The organism is Kosakonia pseudosacchari, assembly GCF_015167415.1.
Classification (GTDB): Bacteria; Pseudomonadota; Gammaproteobacteria; order Enterobacterales; family Enterobacteriaceae; genus Kosakonia; species Kosakonia pseudosacchari.
Genome location: NZ_CP063425.1, coordinates 4,274,315 through 4,291,357, shown reverse-complemented (window position 1 = coordinate 4,291,357; position 17,043 = coordinate 4,274,315). Strand labels below are relative to the sequence as shown.

The 17,043-nt window shown below is 54.0% G+C and carries 20 protein-coding genes, 1 other RNA gene and 1 pseudogene; 8 read left to right on the top strand and 14 right to left on the bottom strand.

Annotation, left to right across the window (positions count from 1 at the left end; translation table 11 throughout):
• Positions 1-49 precede the first annotated feature (49 nt).
• Positions 50-1,621 (bottom strand): galactarate dehydratase, encoded by a 1,572-nt coding sequence (garD, locus tag IP581_RS20305; protein ID WP_086870164.1) that lies wholly within the window; start codon positions 1,619-1,621, stop codon positions 50-52.
• A 422-nt stretch (positions 1,622-2,043) separates the two neighbouring features.
• Here garD and IP581_RS20300 point away from each other — a divergent pair, with 422 nt between their 5' ends.
• The 6 genes from IP581_RS20300 to IP581_RS20275 all read left to right on the top strand — a co-directional run bounded on the left by IP581_RS20300 (position 2,044) and on the right by IP581_RS20275 (position 7,935).
• Positions 2,044-3,378 carry an MFS transporter gene (locus IP581_RS20300; protein ID WP_193821250.1) on the top strand — a complete coding sequence of 445 codons (1,335 nt, stop codon included), beginning with the start codon at positions 2,044-2,046 and terminating at the stop codon, positions 3,376-3,378.
• 25 nt (positions 3,379-3,403) lie between these two features.
• Positions 3,404-4,174 (top strand): 2-dehydro-3-deoxyglucarate aldolase, encoded by a 771-nt coding sequence (garL, locus tag IP581_RS20295; RefSeq protein WP_020455394.1) that lies wholly within the window; start codon positions 3,404-3,406, stop codon positions 4,172-4,174.
• A 31-nt stretch (positions 4,175-4,205) separates the two neighbouring features.
• Positions 4,206-5,096 (top strand): 2-hydroxy-3-oxopropionate reductase, encoded by an 891-nt coding sequence (garR, locus tag IP581_RS20290; RefSeq protein WP_193821249.1) that lies wholly within the window; start codon positions 4,206-4,208, stop codon positions 5,094-5,096.
• Between the two features lie 103 nt (positions 5,097-5,199).
• Positions 5,200-6,345 carry a glycerate 2-kinase gene (gene garK / locus IP581_RS20285; protein WP_086870169.1) on the top strand — a complete coding sequence of 382 codons (1,146 nt, stop codon included), beginning with the start codon at positions 5,200-5,202 and terminating at the stop codon, positions 6,343-6,345.
• 32 nt (positions 6,346-6,377) lie between these two features.
• Positions 6,378-6,756, top strand: an RNA gene (rnpB, locus tag IP581_RS20280) — RNase P RNA component class A.
• Positions 6,757-7,182: 426 nt separating this feature from the next.
• A complete protein-coding gene (locus tag IP581_RS20275; protein WP_097400748.1) occupies positions 7,183-7,935 on the top strand; it encodes a glutamine amidotransferase in 753 nt (250 codons plus the stop codon).
• On the opposite strand, the gene IP581_RS20270 is transcribed toward IP581_RS20275, so the two are convergent.
• Positions 7,915-8,304 carry a nuclear transport factor 2 family protein gene (locus IP581_RS20270; protein WP_193821248.1) on the bottom strand — a complete coding sequence of 130 codons (390 nt, stop codon included), beginning with the start codon at positions 8,302-8,304 and terminating at the stop codon, positions 7,915-7,917. The genes IP581_RS20275 and IP581_RS20270 overlap by 21 nt on opposite strands.
• A gap of 93 nt (positions 8,305-8,397) precedes the next feature.
• Between IP581_RS20270 and IP581_RS20265 the strand changes: the two genes are divergently transcribed.
• A complete protein-coding gene (locus IP581_RS20265; protein ID WP_017457392.1) occupies positions 8,398-9,117 on the top strand; it encodes a helix-turn-helix domain-containing protein in 720 nt (239 codons plus the stop codon).
• A 66-nt stretch (positions 9,118-9,183) separates the two neighbouring features.
• Here IP581_RS20265 and yhaL read toward each other — a convergent pair.
• Positions 9,184-9,273 (bottom strand): annotated as a pseudogene (gene yhaL / locus IP581_RS24055) (protein YhaL); the annotation flags it as partial.
• Between the two features lie 92 nt (positions 9,274-9,365).
• A complete protein-coding gene (locus IP581_RS20260; RefSeq protein ID WP_193821247.1) occupies positions 9,366-10,067 on the bottom strand; it encodes a pirin family protein in 702 nt (233 codons plus the stop codon).
• A 105-nt stretch (positions 10,068-10,172) separates the two neighbouring features.
• Here IP581_RS20260 and IP581_RS20255 point away from each other — a divergent pair, with 105 nt between their 5' ends.
• Positions 10,173-11,069, top strand: coding sequence for a LysR family transcriptional regulator (locus IP581_RS20255; protein ID WP_017457395.1), 897 nt, complete (start codon positions 10,173-10,175; stop codon positions 11,067-11,069).
• A 32-nt stretch (positions 11,070-11,101) separates the two neighbouring features.
• On the opposite strand, the gene IP581_RS20250 is transcribed toward IP581_RS20255, so the two are convergent.
• The 10 genes from IP581_RS20250 to exuR all read right to left on the bottom strand — a co-directional run bounded on the left by IP581_RS20250 (position 11,102) and on the right by exuR (position 16,945).
• Positions 11,102-11,449 (bottom strand): DUF805 domain-containing protein, encoded by a 348-nt coding sequence (locus IP581_RS20250; RefSeq protein WP_017457396.1) that lies wholly within the window; start codon positions 11,447-11,449, stop codon positions 11,102-11,104.
• 124 nt (positions 11,450-11,573) lie between these two features.
• A complete protein-coding gene (locus IP581_RS20245) occupies positions 11,574-12,560 on the bottom strand; it encodes a glutathione S-transferase family protein (protein ID WP_193821246.1) in 987 nt (328 codons plus the stop codon).
• A gap of 75 nt (positions 12,561-12,635) precedes the next feature.
• Positions 12,636-13,028, bottom strand: coding sequence for a DoxX family protein (locus tag IP581_RS20240; RefSeq protein ID WP_020455382.1), 393 nt, complete (start codon positions 13,026-13,028; stop codon positions 12,636-12,638).
• A 218-nt stretch (positions 13,029-13,246) separates the two neighbouring features.
• Complete coding sequence (locus tag IP581_RS20235; protein WP_017457399.1) at positions 13,247-13,537, bottom strand: YqjK-like family protein; 291 nt, start codon at positions 13,535-13,537, stop codon at positions 13,247-13,249.
• On the bottom strand, positions 13,534-13,929 hold the full coding sequence (locus IP581_RS20230; protein ID WP_017457400.1) for a phage holin family protein: 396 nt from the start codon (positions 13,927-13,929) through the stop codon (positions 13,534-13,536). Before IP581_RS20230 ends, IP581_RS20235 begins: the two co-directional genes overlap by 4 nt.
• A gap of 1 nt (position 13,930) precedes the next feature.
• Entirely contained in the window at positions 13,931-14,233 is a 303-nt protein-coding gene (locus tag IP581_RS20225; protein ID WP_086870186.1) for a DUF883 family protein, read from the bottom strand.
• 38 nt (positions 14,234-14,271) lie between these two features.
• A complete protein-coding gene (locus tag IP581_RS20220) occupies positions 14,272-14,640 on the bottom strand; it encodes a DUF1090 domain-containing protein (protein ID WP_193822733.1) in 369 nt (122 codons plus the stop codon).
• Between the two features lie 148 nt (positions 14,641-14,788).
• Positions 14,789-15,175 carry an EnvZ/OmpR regulon moderator MzrA gene (gene mzrA, locus IP581_RS20215; protein ID WP_086870187.1) on the bottom strand — a complete coding sequence of 129 codons (387 nt, stop codon included), beginning with the start codon at positions 15,173-15,175 and terminating at the stop codon, positions 14,789-14,791.
• A gap of 4 nt (positions 15,176-15,179) precedes the next feature.
• Complete coding sequence (gene yqjA, locus IP581_RS20210; RefSeq protein WP_017457404.1) at positions 15,180-15,842, bottom strand: DedA family general envelope maintenance protein YqjA; 663 nt, start codon at positions 15,840-15,842, stop codon at positions 15,180-15,182.
• Positions 15,843-16,168: 326 nt separating this feature from the next.
• Complete coding sequence (exuR, locus tag IP581_RS20205; protein WP_020455378.1) at positions 16,169-16,945, bottom strand: transcriptional regulator ExuR; 777 nt, start codon at positions 16,943-16,945, stop codon at positions 16,169-16,171.
• Positions 16,946-17,043 lie beyond the last annotated feature (98 nt).

Below are 17,043 nucleotides of genomic sequence, written 5' to 3'. Positions count from 1 at the left end.
ATGGCCGCAGCCATGCTTAAGGTTGAGGTTTACTGCTTTCTTATAAAAATCAGGTCACCGGAGCCGGGTTAAACACCGCCAGTTGGTTGTGCAGGCCCCATTGATCCGAGAAGGTTTTCTTACGGCCGCTGGCGACATCCAGAATGAAGTGGAACAGTTTCCAGCCCACATCCTCAATCGTCTCTTCGCCTGTGGCGATCGTCCCGGCGTTGATATCCATTAAGTCATACCAGCGGTTCGCCAGCTCGGTACGCGTCGCCATCTTAATTACCGGCACCGCAACCAGGCCGTAAGGCGTACCGCGACCGGTGGTGAAGACCTGCACAGTAATCCCGGAAGAGACTTGTTGCGTCCCACACACGAAGTCACTCGCCGGGGTTGCCGCGTAAATCAGGCCACGTTTGGTCGGGCGTTGACCTGGAGAGAGCACTTCAGAAATGGCGCTCTTACCGGATTTCGCGATGGAGCCCAGCGCTTTTTCGACCACGTTCGCCAGACCGCCTTTTTTGTTTCCCGGAGATGGGTTGGCGCTGCGGTCGGTTTTGCCCATATCAAGATAGTTATCGTACCAGGCCATCTCTTCCAGCAGGCGTTTGCCCACTTCTTCGTTAATGGCGCGCGGCGTCAGTAAGTGGATCGCATCGCGAACTTCGGTCACTTCAGAGAACATCACCGTGCCGCCGCAGCGAATAATCAGGTCAGATGCAAAGCCAACCGCCGGGTTAGCGGTGACGCCGGAGAAGGCATCGCTGCCGCCGCACTGCATGCCGACAACCAGTTCAGAAGCCGGGCAAGTTTCACGTTTGCGCTGATTAAGCTTCACCAGGTGACGCTCCGCCACCTGCAGAATGTCGTCCACCATGGAGCGGAAACCGACATGGTGCTCATCCTGCAAACGCACGATGCTGGCGCTGTCGACCGGAATGGCCTGCACATCTTCAGTGCCCTGCAGCAGACGCTCCGGTTGTAATTTTTCACAACCGAGACCAATCACCATCACTTCACCGCCAAAGTTCGGGTTCAGCGCGAGGTTGTGAATGGTACGAATCGGGATCACCGCAGCCGGCGCATTAATCGCCACGCCGCAGCCATACAGGTGGTTCAGACCCACAACGCCGTCGACATTCGGGTATTTTGGCAGCAGGTCGCGTTCGATAATCTTCACCACATAATCGACAACACCGGCCACACAATGCACGCTGGTGGTGATGCCCAGCAGGTTCTTGGTGCCGACACTGCCGTCCGCATTGCGGTAGCCTTCAAAGGTGTAACCTTCCAGCGGCGGCAGTGGCTCTGGCACTTTGGTCGCCAGCGGCAGCGTATTCAGCGGCGGTGCTTTCGGCAGCTCAACCATGGATTCATCAATCCAGCTACCGCGTGCAATGTCGCGTACAGCGTAACCAATGACTTCGCCGTAACGTACGATTTCACCGTGCTGGGGAATATCGACCAGCGCCACTTTATGGCCTTGCGGAATATGTTCAATAAGCTCAAGTCCATCCGGAAAACGGGTTCCCGCTTTTAAGCCATTGTCATTAACGATGATCGCGACATTATCCGTGTCGTGTACCTTAATATAAAACGCCCCTGGCGGTTGCTGTCTAATTTCAATGTCGGACATTGTTAAGTAATCTCCAGCTAACTGTACGATGCATTACTCAATAAAAAGAGGAACCATTCTTTATTCTGTAATTAATATCAGAAAGAAAAATCTCATTTGCTGAAATAAGAATGTCAGGAGTTTAAATAATAAAATGTGATCTACATCACTTATTATTGTGATCTCCCGTCTGGCGGGGCTGTCTAATGCAAGATCTGTGCATTAGCGCCCAGGCGTATGTGCATATGCTCAAAATATTCTTTTTGTAAAAGGTTAAAATTGAGCAACTCTCCAGTGTATGACATCATGGCGCTGATTATACTGAGAGCTAATAAAATCGAAGTGCCAATTATCTGATATTAGTTTCGGGTGCTTAAATAAAATCAGATAAGAAACATCACAATAATTATATTTTAAAGTTAGCGGTGCCAGAGGAAATTAAAATGACTGTTGAACATGCCGTTGAAACAAAACGGGGCTTACCCACCCGTTATTTAATTTTGCTGATTATATTTATTGTTACTGCTGTGAATTATGCCGACCGCGCTACGCTGTCGATTGCCGGGACAGAGGTGGCGAAAGAGCTGCAACTTGATTCTGTCTCGATGGGCTATATTATTTCGGCATTCGGTTGGGCGTACCTGCTGATGCAAATCCCTGGCGGCTGGCTGCTTGACCGCTTCGGTTCTAAAAAAGTCTACACATACAGCCTCTTTTTCTGGTCGCTCTTCACCTTCCTGCAAGGCTTTGTTGATGTTTTCCCGATCGCCTGGGCCGGGATTTCGATGTTTTTCATGCGCTTTATGCTCGGCTTCTCCGAAGCGCCCTCATTTCCGGCGAACGCCCGCATTGTTGCGGCCTGGTTCCCGGCAAAAGAGCGCGGTACGGCGTCGGCGATTTTTAACTCCGCGCAATATTTCTCGCTGGCGCTGTTCTCACCGCTGCTGGGCTGGTTGACCTTCGCCTGGGGCTGGGAACATGTGTTTACCGTGATGGGCGCGATCGGTTTTGTGTTGACCTTCGCCTGGGTGAAATTTGTCCACAACCCGACTGACCATCCGCGTATGTCCCGCGAAGAGCTGGAGTACATCGAGCAAAATGGCGCGGTCGTGGATATGGACCACAAAAAAACGGACGACAGTAAAAATGCTGGTCCGAAAATGGATTACATCAAGCAACTGTTGTGCAACCGCATGATGCTTGGCGTGTTTTTTGGTCAGTACTTCCTGAACACGATTACCTGGTTCTTCCTGACCTGGTTCCCGATTTATCTGGTGCAGGAAAAAGGCATGTCGATCCTGAAAGTCGGGTTTGTTGCCTCCATTCCGGCGCTGTGCGGTTTTGTCGGTGGCGTGCTGGGCGGATTTTTCTCTGATTACCTGATTAAGCGCGGTTCCTCGCTGACCGTCGCGCGTAAATTCCCTATCGTGGTCGGCATGTTACTGGCTTCAAGCATCATTCTGTGTAACTACACCGATAACACTGCACTGGTTGTTGCACTGATGGCGCTGGCGTTCTTCGGGAAAGGTTTTGGCGCCCTGGGCTGGCCGGTTATTTCTGATGTCGCGCCGAAAGAGATTGTGGGTTTGTGCGGTGGTGTATTCAACGTGTTCGGTAACGTGGCTTCTATCGTGACGCCGCTGGTTATCGGATACATGGTTAAAGAGTTGCATTCTTTCAACGGTGCGTTGGTGTTCGTAGGCTGTTCAGCGCTGATGATGATGGTCTGCTATCTGTTCGTGGTTGGTGACATCAAACGTATGGAACTGAAGAAATAAGCAACAACTCATTAAGGTACAAAAGATGAATAACGATATCTTCCCAAACAAATTCAAGGCCGCGCTGGCGGCCCAACAGATTCAAATCGGTTGTTGGTCTGCGCTGGGTAGTCATATCAGCACTGAAGTTCTGGGCCTGGCGGGCTTCGACTGGCTGCTGCTGGACGGCGAACACGCCCCAAACGACGTGCTCACTTTTGTACCGCAATTAATGGCATTAAAGGGCAGCGTTAGCGCACCGGTGGTACGGGTTCCGACCAACGATCCGGTGATTATCAAGCGCCTGCTGGATATCGGTTTCTATAACTTCCTGATCCCATTCGTCGAAACCGAAGAAGAAGCGGTGAACGCCGTGGCGGCGACCCGCTATCCGCCGGAAGGCATTCGCGGTGTCTCTGTTTCGCACCGCGCCAATATGTTTGGCACCGTGCCGGATTACTTCCGCCAGTCCAACGCCAACATCACCATTCTGGTACAGATCGAAAGCCAGGCGGGCGTGGATAACCTAGACGCCATTCTGGCGACCGACGGCGTAGACGGGGTGTTTGTTGGCCCGAGCGATCTGGCTGCCACGCTGGGTTATATCGGTAATGCCGCGCACCCGGAAGTGCAGCGCACCATTCAACACATTTTTGCGCGCGCCAAAGCGCACAACAAACCGAGCGGTATTCTGGCGCCGGTTGAAGCCGACGCACGCCGCTACCTCGAATGGGGCGCGACCGTGGTGGCCGTTGGCAGCGACCTTGGTGTGTTCCGTTCCGCCACGCAGAAGCTGGCCGACACCTTTAAGAAATAATCAAACCACCATTAAAGAGAGAGACGCAATTATGACGATGAAAGTTGGTTTCATTGGCCTGGGTATCATGGGTAAACCAATGAGTAAAAACCTCATTAAAGCCGGTTACTCACTGGTGGTCGTGGACCGTAACCAGGACGCCGTGGCTGAAGTGATTGCCGCAGGCGCCGAAGCCGTAACCAGCGCGAAAGCCGTTGCTGAGCAGTGCGATGTGATCATCACCATGCTGCCAAATTCCCCGCACGTAAAAGAGGTGGCATTGGGCGAGGGCGGCATCATTGAAGGCGCGAAACCGGGGACGGTACTGATCGACATGAGCTCTATTGCTCCGCTGGCCAGCCGTGAAATCAGCGACGCGCTGAAAACGAAAGGTATCGACATGCTCGACGCGCCGGTGAGCGGCGGTGAACCGAAGGCCATCGACGGCACGCTGTCCGTGATGGTGGGCGGTGACAAAGCGATTTTCGACAAATATTACGATCTGCTGAAAGCAATGGCGGGTTCTGTGGTGCACACCGGTGACATCGGTGCGGGCAACGTGACCAAACTGGCAAACCAGGTGATCGTGGCGCTGAACATTGCGGCGATGTCCGAAGCGCTGACGCTGGCGACCAAAGCGGGCGTGAACCCGGATCTGGTCTACCAGGCAATTCGCGGTGGTCTGGCGGGCAGCACCGTGCTGGATGCGAAAGCGCCGATGGTGATGGATCGCAACTTCAAACCGGGTTTCCGTATTGATCTGCACATCAAAGATCTCTCCAACGCACTGGATACCTCGCACGGCGTGGGCGCGCAGTTGCCGCTGACCGCCGCCGTGATGGAGATGATGCAGGCGTTGCGTGCTGACGGTCTGGGCAATGCCGACCACAGCGCGCTGGCATGCTACTACGAGAAACTGGCGAAGATCGAAGTGACTCGTTAATCAAAAGGGCGCGGCGCTGCGCCCTTGACTCCTTATTTATCCATCTCTTCAGGCCGCTGTTGGCCTGAAGGGGGAAGTGCGCGGCACTATCAGGCTCACAACTATGAAAATCGTAATCGCCCCAGACTCTTATAAAGAAAGCCTTTCAGCTACCGAAGTAGCGCAGGCGATAGAAAAAGGATTTCGGGAAATTTTCCCGGATGCTCAATACGTTTCCGTTCCGGTCGCGGATGGTGGCGAAGGTACGGTTGAAGCCATGATTGCCGCCACGAATGGCACGGTGCACACCGCGAGCGTCACTGGACCGCTGGGTAAACATGTTGAAGCCTGCTGGGGGATGTCTGGCGACGGAAAAACCGCGTTTATTGAAATGGCGGCGGCGAGCGGACTGATGCTTGTTCCACCTGAATTACGTAACCCTTTGATTACCACTTCGCGCGGCACCGGGGAACTTATTTTGCACGCGCTGGAGCAGGGGGCGACCACGATTATTATTGGCATTGGCGGTAGCGCGACTAACGACGGCGGCGCGGGTATGGTGCAGGCGCTGGGCGCGAAACTGACCGATGCGAACGGGACGGAAATCGGCTACGGCGGCGGTAGCCTGATAAGCCTGAACGGCATTGATATTTCCGGGCTCGATCCGCGTTTGCAGCACTGTACGCTGCGTGTTGCCTGCGATGTCACTAATCCGCTGATCGGTGAGCAGGGCGCATCACGCATTTTTGGCCCGCAAAAAGGGGCGACGGAAGCGTTGATTGTCGAGCTGGATCGCAACCTGAGCCATTTCGCCGATGTCATTAAAAAATCACTGCGCGTGGATGTGAAAAATGTGCCTGGCTCCGGCGCAGCGGGCGGGATGGGCGCGGCATTGATGGCTTTTCTCGGCGCGGAATTGCGCAGCGGCATTGAGATCGTGACGCAGGCGCTCAATCTCGAAGAGCATATTCACGATTGCACACTGGTAGTGACCGGCGAAGGGCGCATCGACAGCCAGAGTATCCACGGCAAAGTGCCGGTGGGCGTGGCGCATGTCGCCAAAAAATATCACAAGCCGGTGATCGGTATCGCCGGGAGTTTGACCAGCGATGTGGGCGTGGTTCACCAGTACGGCATTGACGCGGTATTTAGCGTGCTGAGCAGCATCGGTACGCTGGAAGAGGCGTTTCGCGGCGCATTTGACAATATTTATCGCGCGTCGCGCAATATCGCCGCCACCTTGCAGGTGGGAATGTTGACGGAAGGGTGACAGGCGCAAGCAAACCCTCTATACTGCGCGCCGAAGCTGACCAGACAGTCGCCGCTTCGTCGTCGTCCTCTTCGGGGGAGACGGGCGGAGGGGAGGAAAGTCCGGGCTCCATAGGGCAGGGTGCCAGGTAACGCCTGGGAGGCGCAAGCCTACGACCAGTGCAACAGAGAGCAAACCGCCGATGGCCCGCGCAAGTGGGATCAGGTAAGGGTGAAAGGGTGCGGTAAGAGCGCACCGCGCGTCTGGCAACAGTTCGCGGCACGGTAAACTCCACCCGGAGCAAGGCCAAATAGGGGTTCACAAGGTACGGCCCGTACTGAACCCGGGTAGGCTGCTTGAGCCAGTGAGCGATTGCTGGCCTAGATGAATGACTGTCCACGACAGAACCCGGCTTATCGGTCAGTTTCGACTATTAATAAAACCCCGCTTCGGCGGGGTTTTTGCTTTCTGGTGCAGGCGAGATGAATGACTGTCCACTCCGCTTTCGATGAAAGAACGCGGCTTAGCGGTCAGTTTCGACTATCACGTAAAAACTCACTTCGGCGGGGTTTTTGCTTTCTGGTACAGGCGAGATGAATGCCTGCCCACTCCACTTTCTATGAAGGAATGCGGCTTAGCGGTCAGTTTCGATTCTTCAAGTCCTCCGCAGGCGTAATCTTGCGGGGGTTTTGCGCTCAGAAGCTGACAACGTGCAGGCGTTTTGTTTTTGCGTGCGCCGTACCGTTAAGCACCGGCACTTCTAACCTTATAAATAAATATCCCGTCGGAAGTCTGGCGAAAAGCACTAACATGTTCTTAAACGGTTTTGAAACTAACATCGCGGGAGTCGCTGCCGTCATGGAACAAAAATCATTGATCATTATTCAGATGGGGGATGCCCCGAAACCTTTACGTGATGCCCACGGGGATATTCCGCATTGGTTTTGCCGGGCGATTGGTTGTGATCCTGAAGAGGTGGAAGTGGTTCGCGTCTTTGAAGGCGAAACGCTACCAGCCCCGGATGCGCGGCGGGCAGCGATCATTACTGGTTCATGGGCGATGGTGTCTGACAGGCTGCCGTGGAGCGAGAAGACAGCAGAGTGGATCCGCGAAGCCATTGCGGTTGGGATGTCGCTCTTTGGCGTTTGCTATGGTCATCAATTGATGTCCTGGGCCCTGGGCGGGAATGTTGAATACCATCCGCAGGGCCGTGAAGCGGGGACAAAAACCGTTTATTTGCATGTGGCGGCGGCTAACGATCCGCTACTAAGCCATTTGACAGAGAGCTTCCCTGCGCATTTAACGCACCGACAAACGGTGACACGCTTGCCCATTGGTGCAACGGTACTGGCCTCTTCCGCGCATGATAATCATCAGATTGTTCGCTACGGACCTCGGGCCATTTCGGTGCAGTTCCACCCGGAAATGACGCCGGAAATCGCTACCGATCTGCTGCGTTTGAACCGCGCGCACATCGAAAAAGAGGGCACCGATGCCGACAGCTTAGTGGCCAGCGTGCTGCCCGCCCCAGGCGCGGCGGAGATCCTCCGCCGTTTCGTGCAGGAAGTGACCGAGCGTAACAAAACCCTGTTATCTGACGCTGCCCAGTGAACGGTCTTGCGCCGTGCCCTGCACCAGCCGGGTTAACTCCTCGCAGCGGGTGATTAACCCGTTTTCCAGCGTGAAATGCGCAAACACGTCAATGTGTGCCTGAGTGCCATCTTTCTTACTTACCGCCACACGATGGTGGGTCAATACATTATTGTTTTGCCCGGCAATAGCGACCACAGTCACATCAATGGCGTGCGTCAGGTGTTTGAGCCTGGCCATATGTTCAACAAAGCCAGTGAAGTCAAGCGTCTGTCCGTCGACAATTTGCTGATAATCCGGCGAGAAGAATTCACGGATTTTCGCTTCGTTATGGTCAGGGTGGCAAACGACACTGCGCAATGCCAGGGCGATACGTTGGGTGATATCCATCTTTGTTCTCCTCATTTGTGCTTATAAAGAGGATATCGCCACACCGCGTTGGTATATTAACCGTATCAGGACATTAAATACTGTTTATCAGCCATGTTGATCGTACAAAACCAGCGGCTCACGCATCACAACAAGCACACCACCGAGTGGCACCAGCACGTCACCGGCCAGCTGTTTTGCATTCAGCGGGGGATGATGATTGTGAAAACGGAGCAGGCGCAATGGGCACTAACGCCCGCGACAGTCGGCTGGTTTCCTGCGCATATGCGCCACTGCGCCTGGAGCGTGGGCGACGTGGAAGGGCATAGCCTGCAATTCAACCATGATGATGCCCCCGCTTTCGCGGGCGTGTGGCCTGCCGATCCGTTTATGATGCTGTTGATGGAGCGTATAACGCAGTGCGACCCGGCTCGCCAGGCATCGCTTCTGGCGGTGATGATGGAGGAGATTCGCGTGGCGCCAGGCGCGCCGTTGCAGTTAACGCTGCCGCAGGATCGCCGGGCGAAGCGGGTGGCTGAACTGCTGCTGTCGGAGCCACACAATGCGGCAAATCAGGCGCAACTGGCGTGTTGCTGTGGTTTGAGCGTCAGAACATTAAGCCGCTTGTTCAGTGAACAAACCGGGCTGAGTTTTAGTCAGTGGCGACAGCAGGCAAAGGTCCTTGCATCCATGGCGCATCTGCTGCGCGGGGAGTCGGTGAGTGAGACGGCAGAACGCTGCGGGTACGATAACGTCAGTGCTTTTATCGCCGCATTTAAGCTGCGCTTTGGCAGCACGCCGGGGCAGTTTCAGGCGCGAAACCGCGTGCGCTAAGTGCGCGTAAAACCACAGTATGTTCCGGAGAGATTTGCCCCGGTCTTATGCGCCGGGGCTTATGGGTCAGGCGGTGGCTTCTTCTTCCGCAAGGCGGATTTCGGCTTCTGCGACAATAGCTTCCAGCTCTGTCAGCATCTCTTCATAACCGAATCCAGCCAGGGCGGGGAGTGGGGTTTGCTGTGTAGGGTCTGTCATAAAATTCATTGTGCTGCTCATTTCATTTACTCACTTACGTAACGCAACTATCACACGGGTAAATCTATCAGCAAAGCGCGAAGCGGCGTATCGGCAACGAGTGTTATGTTAGCCTCGTCACGAATAAACGCACCATCACCGCAGGTCAGGGCTTCTTTTGCTTCGCAATGTGTCACGGCGTGCACCGTACCGTGAATCGATTGCAAATAGGCGCGCGGGCCATGCAGTTGAATCTGCAACTCTTCGCCTTTGGCAAGTTCAATATGGTGCAGCCACACTTGCTGGCGGAGTTGCAAACTTCCCTGGCTGCCATCAGGGGACGCCAGCAGTTGCTGCGCCACATCGGCAATGGTCATTTTTTGCACCGGCGGGTTTTCACGCTCGGGGCAGGCATCCAGCCATAACTGCATGCGCGTTAATGATTTGTCTTTGCTCAGGTTATGCTCGCTGTAGCTGATACCGGGCTGGGTGGCAATTAACAACGCTTCACCGGCTTTCGCCTGAACATGGTTGCCCTCGCTATCGCGATATTCCGCTTCGCCTTCCAGAATCAGATTTAAAATATCCACTTTCGGGTAGGTGCGTGGCTGGAACGATGCGCTTGGGGCAAGCACTTCCTGGTTCAACACGCGCAGGGAGGCATAGCCCAGCAATTTCGGGTCGAAGTAATGTCCAAAAGAAAAAGTGTAGCGGGCCTGAAGCCAGCCGAAGTCAGCTTGTCCGCATTGTTTCGCAGTACGCGTAGTAATCATAATTGTTGACCTCTCTTTACTTAAAACAATGTTAAAGGTATGGACGCTGCATTGTTAGCCAGATATTCTGCCCGGTATGTTCAAATTTCCTGAATGAGAACACTCATGGCTAAAGAAAGGGCGCTGACGCTGGAAGCGTTACGTGTGATGGATGCGATTGACCGGCGTGGAAGCTTTGCCGCGGCGGCGGATGAGTTGGGACGCGTGCCTTCTGCGCTCAGCTATACCATGCAAAAACTTGAAGAAGAGCTGGATGTCGTGTTGTTTGACCGCTCCGGGCACCGAACAAAATTCACCAATGTCGGGCGCATGCTGCTGGAGCGCGGTCGCGTGCTGCTGGAAGCCGCCGATAAACTGACGACTGATGCAGAAGCGCTGGCGCGCGGCTGGGAGACGCATCTCACACTGGTCACTGAAGCGCTGGTGCCGACGGTCGAGCTGTTTCCGCTGGTCGACCGGCTGGCGGCAAAAGCCAATACGCAGTTATCGCTCATTACTGAAGTGCTGGCCGGGGCGTGGGAGCGGCTGGAACAGGGGCGCGCCGATATTGTTGTCGCGCCGGATATGCACTTTCGCTCCTCGTCGGAAATCAACTCACGCAAGCTCTACTCGGTGATGAATGTCTACGTCGCTGCGCCGGATCACCCGATCCATCAGGAGGCGGAACCGCTCTCGGAAGTGACGCGCGTGAAATACCGCGGCGTGGCCGTTGCCGATACCGCCCGCGAGCGTCCGGTGCTGACGGTGCAGTTGCTGGATAAGCAGCCAAGGCTGACGGTCAGCACGATTGAAGATAAGCGCCAGGCGCTGCTGTCCGGCCTGGGTGTGGCGACCATGCCTTATCCACTGGTGGAGCAGGATATCGCTGAAGGCCGCTTACGTGTTGTGAGCCCGGAATATACCAGCCAGGTGGATATTATTATGGCCTGGCGTCGCGACAGTATGGGTGAAGCGAAAGCCTGGTGTCTGCGGGAAATTCCCAAGCTGTTTGCCGGTAAATAAGCCATTGCTCCACGTTGGTGGAGCAATGTATTTCAGGGGAACGCTTTCGGTTCGGGGCCAAAGGGGTTTTCTACCGGTGTGCCGCGCTGGCTGTAAAACGCCAGCAGCATCAACCAGCCAATCACCGGAAACAGCAGCAGTAACAGCCAGCGCCAGCTCCGGTTGGTATCATGCAGGCGGCGCACCTGAACCGCCAGGTTTGGCACCAGCACCAGCAGGGCGTAAATCTGGCTTAACAGGTGCCAGCCGATGATCCTGTCGACCACATACAGCACGCCAAAGAGGATAAGGTTGACCAGTGTGAACATCCAGAATTCGCGGCGGTGCGCGCGTCCGTGAAATGTCGCGTAGTTGCTCAGTACCCTAAAATACCAGTCCATTTCCCACCTCGATCAACGGTCAATCCGTTGTTTTCTCAACGATCCCTGTAAGAATAGACGGCAAAAATACAAAGCGAAAACCCGGCGAGAAATAATTTGGGCGCGGTGAAACGCGCCCGGAAGATCAGGAGAAACGCAGGTCGCGTCCGTGTGGCTCATCCAGATCCTGCCACGGCCCGATAGAGATAATTCCGGTCGGGTTAATGGTTTTGTGGCTGCGGTAATAGTGGTTGCGGATATGCGCGAAATCGACCGTTTGCGCAATGCCCGGTATCTGATAAATGTCGCGCAGGAAGCCGTGCAGATTCAGATAGTCGCTGATGCGGTGTTTATCGCACTTGAAATGCGTGACATAGACTGGATCAAAACGTACCAGCGTTGTCCACAGGCGGATATCCGCTTCTGTTAATCGATCGCCCGTCAAATAGCGGTGCTGACCGAGGATCTGTTCAAGGCGTTCCAGCGCATTGAAAACATTGACTACCGCTTCGTCATACGCCTGCTGGCTGGTGGCGAAACCGGCTTTATAGACACCGTTATTCACGTTGTCGTAGATCCAGCCGTTCAGGTCATCGATCTGCTCGCGCAGCTCTGGCGGATAATAGTCCCCCGCTTTGGCACCCAGACCGTCAAAAGCGGTATTGAACATGCGGATGATTTCCGCCGATTCATTGCTGACAATGGTGTGATTCTTTTTATCCCACAGCACAGGCACCGTAACGCGCCCGGTATAGTGCGGGTCGGCATGCAGGTAAAGCTGATAGAGGAATTCGTGTTGGTACAGCGTGTCGCCAGTTGCCGCCGGAAAATCATCGTCAAATGTCCAGCCGTTCTCCAGCATCAATGGGTTGACCACGGAAACAGAGATAAACGATTCAAGGCCTTTTAGCGTACGCAGAATAAGTGTGCGGTGCGCCCACGGGCAGGCGAGTGAAACATATAAGTGATAGCGGTCTTTTTCGGCGGCAAAGCCACCTTCGCCAGAAGGACCTGGTGCGCCATCTGCGGTAAGCCAGTTGCGAAATGCGGATACCGAGCGCTGGAAACGTCCGCCGGTGGATTTGGTGTCATACCAGGTGTCGTGCCAGACGCCGTCTATCAGTTGTCCCATTTTGTCTCCTCCTTCTGAATAGCAAAAGCGAGGAGTGGTCTCCTCGCTTTAATCTCTTCACTCAGTATAGAGCGCTTACCATTTTTTATTCAGGACGCGGTCGATGCTGATTGCACCCGGACCCGTAATACCCAGTAGCAGGTAACCGCCAGCGATGGTCAGGTTTTTCATGAACATCAGCGAGTTCACGCCTTCCGCAAAGTTGCTGTGAAAGATGAACGCGGTCAGCAGCGTGAAGCCTGCGGTGAACAGTGCTGTAGTACGGGTCAGGAAACCAAACAGAATCGCCAGACCGCCGCCAAACTCAAGAAGAATGGTCAGTGGCAGGAAGAACCCCGGCACGCCCATCGCTTCCATATATTGCTGAGTACCTGCATAACCGGTGATTTTGCCCCAGCCTGCGGTAATAAACAGAATCGGCATCAGAATACGAGCAACCAGGAAACCAACATCTTCTAATTTTTTCATCTTTCTCTCCAGGGAACCACAATAGCGGCTTTCAGTAAAAGGTCTGCAATTACGGGCGGATGCCGCGTGCTTGCTGTCGATGGAGAGGATAGTAATCGTGACGGGAAAAGATTGTTAGCAAGGAAAACTGTCGAAATTTTTCAAAAAAACTGAGCAAACAGAAAAGCAAACGGGCGATGGATAACCATCGCCCGCGTAAGCCGTGCTGTGATTGTGTTTCAGTGCGTTGCGTTGAGCGTCGATTTGACCAGCCGCCATAAGCTCCACGCGCCTAAACCGCGTTTAGCCCAGCGCACAAGCATATTGGGGTGGCGAACGGACCATATCGCCATCGCGCTGCTGCCCACCAGCGCCCAGGAACGCAAGCTGAGCAGCGTATTCCAGCCGCGATCGTAGGCTCCGGTTGCTTCCAGCCATTCGCGACGGCTGGCTGTGAGATCCAGACGTTGTTGTTGGATCTCACTGAGCAAACGTGCTTTGCGCTTCAGACGTTCCGCTTTGCCGCTCACTTATCCTCCTCCAGCAAGGCACGGTCGTTTGCCAGCTCCTGGCGAGTATGACGCAGCAGCGTCGAGGCCCGCGCTTTACGCAATGTCCAGATGCCGCCTATTAATGCCAGCACCAGCAACACGACGGTGGTTGCAATCATCGCGTTCAGGCGATATTGCGGATCGATGGCCCAGATAATCAGCACCATCAGACTCATCAGGCCAAATGCGGCGAAAAGCATGGTCAGCCCTACCATAAGCAGCAGCTGGAATAAGTTCGCTTTCTCTTCTTCCAGCTCGACAACCGCCAGCCGCAGGCGGGTCTCAACCATTTCAACAAGAATGGTCACAATGCGTTGACCAATTCCCAGTACGCTTTTGCCCGGCCCTTGCGCGTTTCGCAAATCCGTCATCTTAGCGACGCGACAGCAGTACGCCCAGCACCACGCCGACGGCGGCGCCGATACCTACGCTGGCCCACGGGTTTTCACGTACATACTCATCGGTACGCGCAGCCGCTTCACGGGTTTGGCGGGCGAGCGCATCGCCGGTTTCGCCCAAACGGTGACGGCTGTCGCGCAGCGCCTGTTCCGCTTTGGTGCGTAATTTACTCAGCTCTTCTTTCGACTTATCGCTGGAATTGCTCAGCACTTCTTCCAGCGTATCCGCCAGGGATTTCAACTCAGCGCGCAAATGGTCAGCATTATCTTTCGACATAATTCTCTCCAGGTGAGTGAGTGGTTATTTCCATTAAATCAGTAGTCACGCGCTTCCAGGGCTTTCAGTTCCGCCTGCGCCTCTTTCAGCTTGTGCTCGCGTTTGCTTATTTTGTCCGCATCGCCTTTTTGCCTGGCCTCATTCAGATCGTGGCGGCGCTCGGCCACCTCGTCTTTCATCTCCGCGATTTTTTTGTGATGGGCGGCGCGCAGCTTGCTGTCAGAGCAGTTGGCGCGCACTTCTCGTAGCGCCTTGTTCAGACCGTCAATTCGGCTCTGATTGTTATGCTTTTCGGCATAGCTGATTTCACGCTGGATCTCATGTTCCTTTTCCTGGCAGGGCGAAGCCGCCTGGGAAAATGCGCTCAGCGAAAAAAGGGCCAGCGCCAGTGCGATGCGGTTTTTCATAATCGAGAACCTTCCATTGTTGGCCAGCGAAACGATGGTTACGCCAGCGTCCAGTGACATAAAGCGAACTCTGGTTCCGTGTACTCAAGCATAGTAAGTAAACGGCTAAACACCAAAGTGAGTGAAAAGATTCAGAATCCTGGAAAGGTTAACCGAATCGATGTGTGCTGTTGCGCAGGCGGGTCAGCCACGCGGAAGTTTGGCTGTTATCATCGTCCTGAGCGGCAATGATGTAACCATGAGGTAAGGTGCGATCGAGCACGATTTTCGCCGCCGCGCTCTGCTCACTGGATTCAAACTTGATTAACAGCGTGTCGTCCTGCGGCGTAATACTTTTAAAGTGAATGCCGTTGGCATCGAGGTGGTGCCAGACAGAGAAACCATCCGGCACGCTGACATTTTGCGTAATTGGGCGGATCGCCAGCGTTGATTCACGGTGTTGCAGCGTCGTCCAGGCGAAAAACATCACGCTGAAAACGGCTATCGCCGCGACACCCATCAGTAACCAGCGTAAAAAGGGACGTTGCAATTCCATGGTCTTAACCCCGATTGCGGTATTTTTTCTTCCAGAGCACCACCAGTGAGCCAGCAAGGCCAATCACCAGTAATACTACCGGAAGCAACATCAGGCAGGACATCAGGGCATCTTCGTATTTACGAAACACCGGCGTCTTGCCCAGCAGATAACCCAGCGTGGTCAGTATCAGCACCCACAGCAGGCCGCTCATCCAGTTGAAAAACTGGAAGCGGGCATTACTCAGACCAGAAAGTCCGGCAATAGTTGGTAACAGAGTGCGAACAAATGCAATAAAACGACCAATCAACAGGGCGGAGAGGCCATGTTTGTGGAAAAGATGGTGCGCGCGCTGGTGATAATGCGCGGGAAGATGCGATAACCAGTTTTGCACAATGCGCGTATTACCCAGCCAGCGCCCCTGAATGTAACTGAGCCAGCAACCCAGACTTGCCGCCACGGTCAGCAGCAAAATGGTTTGCGGATATCCCAGCGCGCCTTTTGCAATCAGCACGCCAATCAGTACCAACAGGCTATCACCCGGAAGAAACGCGGCCGGAAGCAGGCCGTTTTCAAGAAATAAAATGACAAATAAAACAAAATAAAGCATGCCGATCATGCCTGGCTGCGAGAGTGTCGCGAAATCCTGGCTCCAGAGGGCATGAAGTAATTGGCTTAAAAGTTCCATTCAGTGTTCCTGGTACATCGGTTTACGTCACGCCCGGAACGGCACGGCGATTATCTTTAATACATTATGGTCGCTCGTGGCACACTCGATACGGCATATTCTGGTAACAGACGTTGTGAGCAAGCACTAACTTATATGATGACAAATGCATCTAATTGTAACAAATGCCGACGTTATGAGTCAGTCAGAAAAATGAGTTTCAGTGATGATTTTGCTTGTCGCGGCAGGGGGAGGCGAGGCTATTTACAAAGGCTGACACTCTAGACGGTTTACTTACCTTAAACCGGGTCAGGCGCAGCGTAAGTGTGCGCCTTGTGGGACATTTTTTACTTACTGCCGGTTGCGGCGGTATCAAGATGCACCACCGGGTTTTCCGCAAACAAATAGCGATCGGCGTTGAATTCGAAATCATCGCTGGTTTCGTTAAACAGCATCTGTTTGGTATTTTCCAGATGTTGCCACATCGCCAGTTTCGCCGCGTGCGGGTCTTTGCGAATCAGCGCGCGCAGGATCTGGTCATGATCGTCACACCAATTGTCCACGGTGCGTAAATCAATGTGATCGTGCAATTTTTTCCAGTACGGGTTGTGCACACGCTGCGTCCACATTTTTTCGACGATGGCCGCAAGTGCCGTGTTCTGCGTAGCCAGCGCAACCTGCACATGGAACTGCAAATCCCACTCAGAATCGCGAAAACACTTCTCTTTACGCGCATTATCCTGAATTTCCATCAGCTTCATGATGTCCTGTTTCGTCACCTGGGTGGCGGCGAATTCAGCAATGTTACTTTCGATAAGCTGACGAGCCTGCAGCAGTTCAAACGGGCCGTAATTGGCGAACTCAAGGTTTTCATCCGGTGCCTGGGTGTGGCGTGCCACGTTGGAGATCACGTGAATGCCGGAGCCTTTGCGAACTTCAACATACCCTTCCACTTCAAGCATGATAATGGCTTCACGAACCACGGTCCGGCTTACGCTTTTTTCATCGGCGATGAAGCGCTCGGCGGGCAGTTTGTCTCCCACCAGATAGACGCCTTGCTCAATACGGCTTTTAAGCTCCGCGGCAAGCTGCTGGTACAAACGTCGTGACTCGGAGATTTCCATATGTGAGCTCCAGGAAAAAGAAGGGCAATAATAGATTTGTTATACCACTTTTACTGCTTTCTCACCATCGCAGATAGTAAAAAAGCCGCACCAGGCGG